This window comes from Lactococcus cremoris subsp. cremoris NBRC 100676, from assembly GCF_001591705.1.
Classification (GTDB): domain Bacteria; phylum Bacillota; class Bacilli; order Lactobacillales; family Streptococcaceae; genus Lactococcus; species Lactococcus cremoris.
The window spans coordinates 1-8801 of record NZ_BCVK01000002.1 but is presented as its reverse complement, the minus strand read 5'-3'; the positions used below and the strand labels follow the sequence as shown (position 1 = coordinate 8801).

Annotated in this window: 8 protein-coding genes and 1 tRNA gene; all 9 read right to left on the bottom strand. The window is 35.9% G+C overall.

The window, feature by feature from the left end:
• The coding region (locus tag LLA01S_RS00600; RefSeq protein ID WP_255209959.1) for a helix-turn-helix domain-containing protein at positions 1-392 on the bottom strand (392 nt) is incomplete at its 3' end.
• Positions 393-519: 127 nt separating this feature from the next.
• The gene (gene greA, locus LLA01S_RS00595) at positions 520-990 is read right to left on the bottom strand and encodes a transcription elongation factor GreA (RefSeq protein WP_014573028.1); all 471 of its coding nucleotides are present in this window, start codon (positions 988-990) and stop codon (positions 520-522) included.
• Positions 991-1050: 60 nt separating this feature from the next.
• Positions 1051-2691 (bottom strand): endolytic transglycosylase MltG, encoded by a 1641-nt coding sequence (gene mltG / locus LLA01S_RS00590; RefSeq protein ID WP_061777672.1) that lies wholly within the window; start codon positions 2689-2691, stop codon positions 1051-1053.
• Positions 2692-2826: 135 nt separating this feature from the next.
• Positions 2827-3390 carry a DNA-directed RNA polymerase subunit delta gene (rpoE, locus tag LLA01S_RS00585; protein WP_021166354.1) on the bottom strand — a complete coding sequence of 188 codons (564 nt, stop codon included), beginning with the start codon at positions 3388-3390 and terminating at the stop codon, positions 2827-2829.
• 215 nt (positions 3391-3605) lie between these two features.
• Positions 3606-4118: an adenine phosphoribosyltransferase gene (locus LLA01S_RS00580; RefSeq protein ID WP_011834623.1), complete on the bottom strand. Its 513-nt coding sequence runs from the start codon at positions 4116-4118 to the stop codon at positions 3606-3608.
• Positions 4119-4241: 123 nt separating this feature from the next.
• Positions 4242-6470 carry a single-stranded-DNA-specific exonuclease RecJ gene (gene recJ / locus LLA01S_RS00575; RefSeq protein ID WP_061777671.1) on the bottom strand — a complete coding sequence of 743 codons (2229 nt, stop codon included), beginning with the start codon at positions 6468-6470 and terminating at the stop codon, positions 4242-4244.
• Between the two features lie 172 nt (positions 6471-6642).
• On the bottom strand, positions 6643-7344 hold the full coding sequence (locus tag LLA01S_RS00570) for an SDR family NAD(P)-dependent oxidoreductase (protein ID WP_011675772.1): 702 nt from the start codon (positions 7342-7344) through the stop codon (positions 6643-6645).
• Entirely contained in the window at positions 7337-8260 is a 924-nt protein-coding gene (gene rnz, locus LLA01S_RS00565) for a ribonuclease Z (protein ID WP_015082147.1), read from the bottom strand. The genes LLA01S_RS00570 and rnz overlap by 8 nt, the downstream gene beginning before the upstream one ends.
• A gap of 130 nt (positions 8261-8390) precedes the next feature.
• A tRNA-Lys gene (locus LLA01S_RS00560) sits at positions 8391-8463 on the bottom strand.
• Positions 8464-8801 lie beyond the last annotated feature (338 nt).

Sequence of the window (8801 nt, the reverse complement as noted above, 5' to 3'; positions counted from 1 at the left end):
TTTTGTTCAAGTTCTTTAATTCGTTGAGAATCATTTGGGTTCTGAGTCATAGACGATGCAATGCTTTCTAGTTTTTTACGCCGTCCTCTCTTTTTGCTTATTGGGACTTCTCCATAAATTTTGAAATGATTAACCCAGCTTGCAAGTAAGGTAAAATTAGTAATTTCGAATTTTCTTGCCACAGCTTCATACGTTAAAACAGTTGTTAAATAACATTGTACCGCATTTTCTTTCAACTCCATAGAATAATTTTTATTGACTTTGGAGTGAGCTGTAGGAAGTCCCTCTGCTCGATAATTGCGAATCCAGCGTCTAACCTGACTAGATGAACCTACGTTGTGCAGTTTAGCAAGATAGGTAGAGCCTCCCTTGCCAGATAAATAATCTTGAATAACGCGTTATTTTAATTCTATGGAATATTTGACCATAAGAAAAGACCTCCGAAATATAGATTTGAAAAGTCTATATTTTGGGGGTCACTACAACTCACGGCTTTCTTATTATTAAGTTCTCATTCAATTAATCAACTTTAACAATTTTTACTGTCATTTCGCCAACCGGCAGTGGGACATTAACGATATCTCCAACTTTTTTACCAATCAAAACGCGAGCAATTGGTGATTCATTTGAAATTTTACCTGTAAATGGGTCTGCTTCAGCAGTACCAACGATTTGATATGATTCTTCGTCAGTTTCTCCGACTTCCACAAAAGTAACATTTTTACCAAGTGCCACTTCATCTTTAGCAATTTTAGCATTGTCAACAATTTCAGCATAACGAATCATTGTTTCAACAGTTGAAATACGTCCTTCAATAAAGGCTTGTTCATCTTTAGCTGCTTCATATTCTGAGTTTTCTGAAAGGTCACCATAGCTACGCGCAACTTTGATACGGTCAATAACTTCTGGACGTTTAACGAGTTTTAAATTTTCAAGTTCTGCTTTTAATTTATCAAGACCTTCTTTGGTCATTGGGAATGTTTTTTCCATTTTATTTCTTTCCTTTTATTATAAACTTTTCTTTTTAGTTAAATCAAAATCAATCATACTCTATTTACTTAATTTATCATTCACATATTTTTGAACATTTGCATTTTGTTCTTCTAAGGTTTTCGCAAAATAAACTTTACCAGTTGTTACATCAGCAACAAAGTAAAGATAATCATTTTGCGCAGGATTAAGCACCGCCTTAATTGATGACAGACTAGGACTATCCACAGGACCAGGGCCAAATCCAGTATTGGCATACAAGTTATAAGGCGAATCTAGGTTAGTATCAATATTAGCATCTTCTGCCAAGCTTGTTTTTTCACCTAATTTACCTTCAGCATAGAGAATTGATAAATTAGAACCCAAAGTCATTCCTTGATTCATGCGGTTGTAGAAAGTAGCCGCAACATTTCGACGATCATCGTCATTATTGGCTTCTTTTTCAACCAGCGCAGCTAAACTCAAAACATCATTAACAGTCAGATTTTTTTGCGTCATCGTGTCGTAGTAAGGCGTGAGTTGAGCATTCATCGTTTCAATCATATTTTCAATCACAGACTCAACAGTTGATGATTTTGTATAATCATAGGTTGCAGGGAATAAATAGCCTTCTAACTGATATTTGATCCCTGAATCTTTTGTAGGTAAACTTGCAAAAAGTTTAGGATAAGCTTTTACCATTTTTGCAATAAAAGTAGGATCTTGAACAGTCTTCATAAAGTCAGCTTCTGAGAATGGCGTTTTAGCATTTTTTTCTTGACTGTTACTATTGACTGTAACTGCTTTCGCTATTTGTGTCAATGTATAGCCTTCAGGAATTAAAATTTTACCCAAGGTAGGGGAAACAGGTTTTTCGGTTCCCCCTTCTTCCAGTTTGGAAGCAATAGTAGATAAACTCATGTTTGGCGAAAGGTTATAATAGCCACTCTTAAACTCTGAGTAATTTTTAAATTTTGTGTAATACTGAAATATCATTCCATTTTTAATAATGGACTGTCTTTGCAAAATTTCACCAATTTGTTTACTACTTGACCCCGCTGGAATACTGATTGATTTAACTGTTGTATTTTTAGAATCAAGAGGTTGAATTCCAGATTTTACAAAATTATAACCATACCAGCCTGTTCCACCAACTACCAAAATTAAAAGAACAACAATTACAGTGATAATTTTTCCTGCCGTAACTTTTTTCTTTTTCTTATTTTTGTTTTTCTTTCCAGAAAAATTCTTCTTAGATGGCGCAGTCGTTCTTCTTGCAGGTTGGTGTTTCACCATTTTTTCTGATTCTCTTTTTTCTGAAATATTTTCCTGTTCAATCGGTTCTTCTTGAACTACTGATTCACTTCTTGAAAAAGGAGGTGGGACAGTTTGTTCTTGGTTTTCATCAGAAACTATTTCTTCTAATTTTTGACGCAGTGAACCCGTTTCTTGAGAAGTGTTTTCTTCTACTTGTGCTTGAAAATCTTCTTCTTCATCTGCTTCTGGGAATTTGAAAACTGGAAGCTTGAACGGTTCAAGTTCAACTTTCCGTGGTTCAATTTTTCGCTCAGAAGTTACTGGCTCACTCCCTTTGGGACGTTCGAAATCTTCAGGGTCTGGGAACTTAGTTTCTGCTTGTTTCGCTGCATTTTCTTCAAGTTGACGAAGTATTTTTTCTTTAAAACTTCCTCGAGAAAATTCAGTTGTTTCTTTGTCCACCAAATTTGTTCTCCTTATGATTAGCTCTCGCTCAATAATTAAATTTTTCTTTTTATAATTGTAACCGTTCTTTTAAACTTTTACAAATAAAAAGAAAATATTCATAAAAGTGAGGCTGATGCCTCACTTTTATGTGTTTTAGTCTTCATCAGTATCGTCTAAATCGTCTTCATCGTCTTCCACTTCGATGTCAACTTCTTCATCTACATTATCAAGTTCTACCTCAGCAAGTTCAGCATCATAAGCAGCTACGTCATCTTTATCCTCATCTTCTGCTTGAGTATCATAAGACATATCTTCTTCTGTTGTTTCTTTTGTGCCTTCTTCATCTTCTGGGTCGATTTCGTCTTCGATACCAAAAGCGTTAACTTTTTTGCGTTTTTTAGCTGGTTTTTCTTCTTCTTCGTCTTCAATTTCGTCAAGAGCGATGACTTCTTCATCAATTTCATCAATGGCATACCATGAACGAAGCGCCCAAACGTTATTTCCTAATGGAATGAAACTTCCGTCTGTATTGATTTCTGTATAAAAACGAGAAATACTAGCTTTAATTTCATCATCTGATTTTTCCAAATAATCTTGAATCGCTCTGATGATTTCAGAAAATTGCATTTCTTTGCCATTTTGCTCTAGTAAAGCATGGGCAACTTCAATCATTGAAAGTTCTGAGATTTTTTGTCCTTCTAAGGCTGTAATTTTCAAGTTTTTACTCTCTCTTTTCCTAATATAATATGGGCTCGTTTCCTAGAAAGCGAACGCCTCTGTAGATTTTCTTTTTATAGTGTATATCAAAATTGGCTTGCTGTCAATATTTTACACCAAAAAACCTCTGTCCTCTTGCCATTAGCTCGAATGTATCCTTTAACTTTTAGTAAAGGAATACTGACAGAAATTATTGGGTGACTGGCTGACAGAAATTAATAATGCATTAAAACTTTATAGTCGTAATTTCCGATTTTTTCGCGACCTTTAAGCTCGTCAAGTTCGATAAGGAAGGCACAACCGACAACAACTCCACCCATTTTTTCAACAAGTTCAATTGTTGCAGCAATGGTTCCACCTGTTGCAAGCAAATCATCAACAATCAAGACGCGTTGTCCTGGTTTGATACTATCTGAGTGCATTGTAAGTGTATCTGTACCATACTCTTTTTCGTAAGTTGCTTCAATAACTTCACGAGGTAATTTTCCAGGTTTACGAACTGGCGCAAAACCTACACCAAGTGCAAATGCGACTGGGCAACCAATGATGAAGCCACGTGCTTCAGGTCCTACAACCATATCAATTTCTTTATCTCTGGCATACTGAACAATTTCGGTAGCAGCATAGTTATAGGCATTCCCATCTGCCATCAAAGGGCTGATGTCACGAAAAACTACGCCTTCTTTAGGATAGTTTTCGATGGTTGCAATATAGTCTTTTAATTCCATGTTTTTGTTACTGACAGAATTGTCAGTGCTCCTTTTTCTAACATAAGTCCGTTGTTTTTACTGACAGAATTAACATTAACAGTCTAATTATTTTCTGTCAGTAAATTTTATATAAAAACGAAATTATTTTTCTAATAATTTTTGATAAATTTCTTTAACTGGCGCTAAGGCAAAGAGTTCTTGCATTTTTACAATTTTTTCTAATTCTTGGTAAATTGTACTTTCAGAAATTTCACGTTTTTGAGCCGCTTTATTAACGGTCATTAGGCCATTGTCAATGTTGACAAATTCAAGTTCTTCAAAGATTTTTATCATCTTGACAAGCAAGAGATGAGGAATATTCAAATAATCTGCAAGAGACTCAAGCTTATAACGAACATCAAATTCTGGAAATTGATAAATCGCCTTATAGAGCTTTGCAAATTGTTCACGTGTTCCGCTTCCTGTTAAATAATAGCTATCAGTGATTTTATTTTTAAAATAGATTATTTTAAAATCATCCGATGCTGCTTTACTGACAGCTTCTTCTAATACTGACAAACCTGCTAAATCTACAGGTGTCTCTTCGATGACAAGCACATCTTCCATTATACCATGTTTTAGCTGATTTTGAGAAAAAATATTAGCCTCTTTGGGGATAGAAATTTGTCTGCTCCGTATATCAAGGAGTTCCACACCTATTGAGTCGGCATCTTCAATCATCAGTTGAAGACTGGTGTTCCCATTCCAACTATTACTTGAAAGTGTCACCACAAGTTTAGTTTCGGCTTGTTCAAATTCTAGCTCTTCTGAGCCATGTTGAAAATAAACGGCATCAATTTGTTGCTTTTCTTCTTGAATTTTTAATTTAAGATGTGCATTATCTTTGCCCATGCTACGACTTTGAATGACTTTATAATCTTCTACTAAGAATCGCGGTTTGGGATTATCCATACCAAAAGGGGCTAATTTTGCTAAATTATTAATAGTAGCAAGTGAAATTTCAGCCAAATGACAGCGATCCGCAACTTCAAGTGGACTCTTTTTAGAAAGATCTAAATGATTATCCACAACAAAATCGCTCATTGCTTTTTTAACCGCTTCAACATTTTCCAGAGCTAGAGTCATACCTGCCGCCTGTTTATGCCCTCCAAAGGCAATAAAAAGTTCGCGGTGGGCATTTAGTGCTTTAAAAATATCAAAACTACCAATTGAGCGAGCAGATCCGCGCAAAATCCCCTCTTCTTCGGCGAGCATAATTACTGGTTTATGGATTTGTTCCAGTAAACGCCCAGCCACAATTCCTAAAACACCCTTATGCCAATCTTTGTGATATAAAATTTGGACAGACTCATCTGTCAACATTGCTAGAGCTTCATTGTGGATTTTTTCCACGATATCTTTTCGCTCAGAATTTTTTTGGTCAATCATTTTAGCAATTTCATGAGCTTCATCTTCGTCCCAACCTGTTAATAACTCAATTGCTGGATTAGGGTCATCAAGCCGTCCTAAAGCATTTAACCGTGGCGCGATTTGAAAACCGACAGTTTCCTCAGTGACCTTGTCAAAGTCGACGCCGGCGTATTTCATTAATTCTTGCAAACCCGCACGTTCTGTTTGGGCAAGAACTTTAAGACCATGAGCGACTAAAATTCGATTTTCGTCAGTTAAACTAACCATATCAGCAATCGTCCCAATGGCCACCAAATCTAGCATTTCGCGGGGTGCATATTCTAAGAGGGCACAGGCGACTTTAAAAGCAACTCCAACACCGGCCAAATATTTAAAAGGATATTGACTTTCTGGATGCTCTGGATGAATAATAGCATAGGCATTAGGCAGTTGGTCAGGCATTGAATGATGGTCAGTAATAATGACATCCACTCCATTTTCTTGAGCCCAAGCGATTGCCTCCACCCCTGCTACCCCATTATCCACAGTGATAATAAGATTGATATTTTCATTGTTAATATAATATTGATAAACATCAAGGTTTGGACCATAACCGTCAGTAAATCGATTTGGTAAGTAAACCTGAGCTTCGGCGCCTAATTCGTCAAGAGCAGATTTCATGACAGAAGCAGCTGTCATTCCATCAGCATCATAATCCCCATAAATCAGAATATTTTCGCCTTGTTCAATAGCTGATAAAATTCTTTGTGTTGCTTTTTCCATGTCGTGAAGCAAAAATGGGTCATGCAAATCTTCCAAATTCGGCTTTAAAAATTTTTCAATTTCAGATTCATCATGAATCCCTCTTTGATAAAGCACTCGACTTGTTAATTCGTCTAATTTATGTTTTTTGCTTATTTTTAGAAAATCTTCCGAAAGGACTGTCTCGTCCAATTTCCAATCATATTTCGCTTTTATCATTTTCGTTCTCTTTATCTTTTTCTGTCTTCAACTCAATTATTTTAGCACAAATTACTTAAAAGAAAAATGGCTGCAAAGCAAGATAAGTTTTAGTCTTCTTTATCGCAAATGACTGCTATTTTTTTACTGACAGAAGAATGAACCGCTTCTATCAAAAACTGTTAGTAGAATACTATTTAAAATTAAAAAATCTTGTTGATAAAAAATCAACCAGTGAGGGAAAAAGACTGCGAAGTTTGGCAGCTGTGGATAAAGTCCATGGTAAATTTAGTTCTCTTTTTCTTTTCCCGAGGTTATTCACAATTTTGTCAGCAACTTTAGCGGCAGAAATAGCACTTTTCCCCACTTTATTAAGATAATCTCCATTATCCTTATGAAATTTGGTCAGAACTGGACCAGTATTCACAGTGGTCACAATCAATTGTGGATTTTCCATGCGCAGGGCATCTGAAAAAGTAATTAATGCTGCTTTACTGGCAGCATAAATACTTGATTTTCTTGTCGGTAATTTCCCAGCAATAGAAGCAATGTTAATCAGCTGAAGTCTTGGTTTTAACTGTCTTGTCAGCTGAATGGGCATCAATGTATTAATGACAAATTGCTCAGTAATCTCAGAGTCTGTCAGTTCAGTAAAATCTTTAAAAATACCAAAGCCAGCATTATTAATTAAAATGTCCACATCATAAGATTGCTCAGCAGTTAAAAGTTCATCATTGGTCAGTAAAGTGACATTTGCTAACTGCCCATACAATTTCTCTAAAGCCGTACGACTTCGTGATACCAAAATCAAATGGTCATTTGTCTTAGATAATAAGCTGACAATTTCTTTTGCAATATCACCAGTTGCACCTGTAATTACAATATTTTTAACCAATTTTTTCCTCGTATAAATCTTTGGCCACAAAAGTATTCGCGTGAACAGCTTGCGCTTCACGAACCAATTGCCCTACCAAAGGACCAACATAACGTGCACTAATATGGGTCAATAACAGACGATTGACGCCTGCTTCCTTAGCAACATCAGCCGCTTGCTTAGTCGTTGAATGCCCATGAGCTCTGGCCATTTTACTTTCACTGGCCTCATAAGTTGCCTCATGCACCAGTAAATCTGCTTGCCAAGCCAAACGCACCGCTGTCTTTGTTTTTCGCGTGTCTCCTAAAATTGTCACGATTTTCCCTACTTTATCAGCTCCGATATAGTCCTTAGGGTCAAAGGTTTTTCCATCATAGGCGACGACTTCTCCTTTTTTAATTTTACCAAAAAGAGGTCCAAAAGGAAGTCCAGCTTCTTTTAAAGCATTGGCATCAAGCTCACCTACCCGATTTTTCTCTACTACGCGATAACCCAAGCAGAAAATGGTATGGTCAAGCAAATCCGTATAAACTTCAAAAGAATCATCTTCAAAGATTTTTCCGGCTGAATCAATCTCATGAAAATTAATCCGATAACCTAAACGTGAACCTGAAATTCTAAGCCCCGTTAAAACAAACTCTTTAATCCCTACAGGACCATAGAGGTCCAAATCAGTCTGCTCATCTGAGCTTTGAAAACTTCGGCTAGACAAAAAACCAGGGAGACCAAAAATATGGTCGCCATGCAAATGAGTAATAAAAATCTTTGTAATTTTTCGAGGTTTAATTGCCGTATTTAAAATTTGATGTTGACTAGCTTCACCACAATCAAAAAGCCAAATTTCATTACGTTCATCAAGCATTTTTAAAGCAATCGCTTGAGTATTTCTTGATTTCGAGGGCTGACCTGCCCCAGTTCCTAAAAATTGGATTTCCATTGACCCTCCATAACATAAGCTTTAGAATCATTAGCTTTTACCGTTATTTTCTCTAAACTTTGAGAAATATTTTTCAAAAATAAGAAAAAATTGTGAGCCATCCCCACAATCTTTTCTTCAATAAATTTAGTGACCCGTGCTGGGCTCGAACCAGCGACCCTTTGATTAAAAGTCAAATGCTCTACCAACTGAGCTAACGAGTCATGCTTAGGCGTCATTTTCACAACGAAATATATTATAACACAGACTTTCGCAAATTTCTAGTCTCAACTGTAATTTTTCTATTTTTTTATTCAAATTCTTGTCTACTAGGCCTTTTCCCCTGATTTCTAACTAATAAAATTATTATTTTCAAACAAAAAATAAAGCCTGACCACATGTAAATTTGAATTCTTTGGTTGACTCACGAATATTCAAACTACTTAAAAAGCTTGTTTTGTCTTATCTCTCCCCTTCTTTCTATAGAAATAATAGACTTAAATACTTCAGATTTCTCTATTTATATTCTCAATCGTGTTTTTTTCATAATCCTATAACTATT

Bases quoted from the DNA above. Each gene is read 5' to 3' on its own strand.
- LLA01S_RS00580 (WP_011834623.1), bottom strand. From the start codon at position 4,118: ATGGAATTAAAAGACTATATTGCAACCATCGAAAACTATCCTAAAGAA.
- recJ (WP_061777671.1), bottom strand. From the start codon at position 6,470: ATGATAAAAGCGAAATATGATTGGAAATTGGACGAGACAGTCCTTTCG.
- greA (WP_014573028.1), bottom strand. From the start codon at position 990: ATGGAAAAAACATTCCCAATGACCAAAGAAGGTCTTGATAAATTAAAA.
- rnz (WP_015082147.1), bottom strand. From the start codon at position 8,260: ATGGAAATCCAATTTTTAGGAACTGGGGCAGGTCAGCCCTCGAAATCA.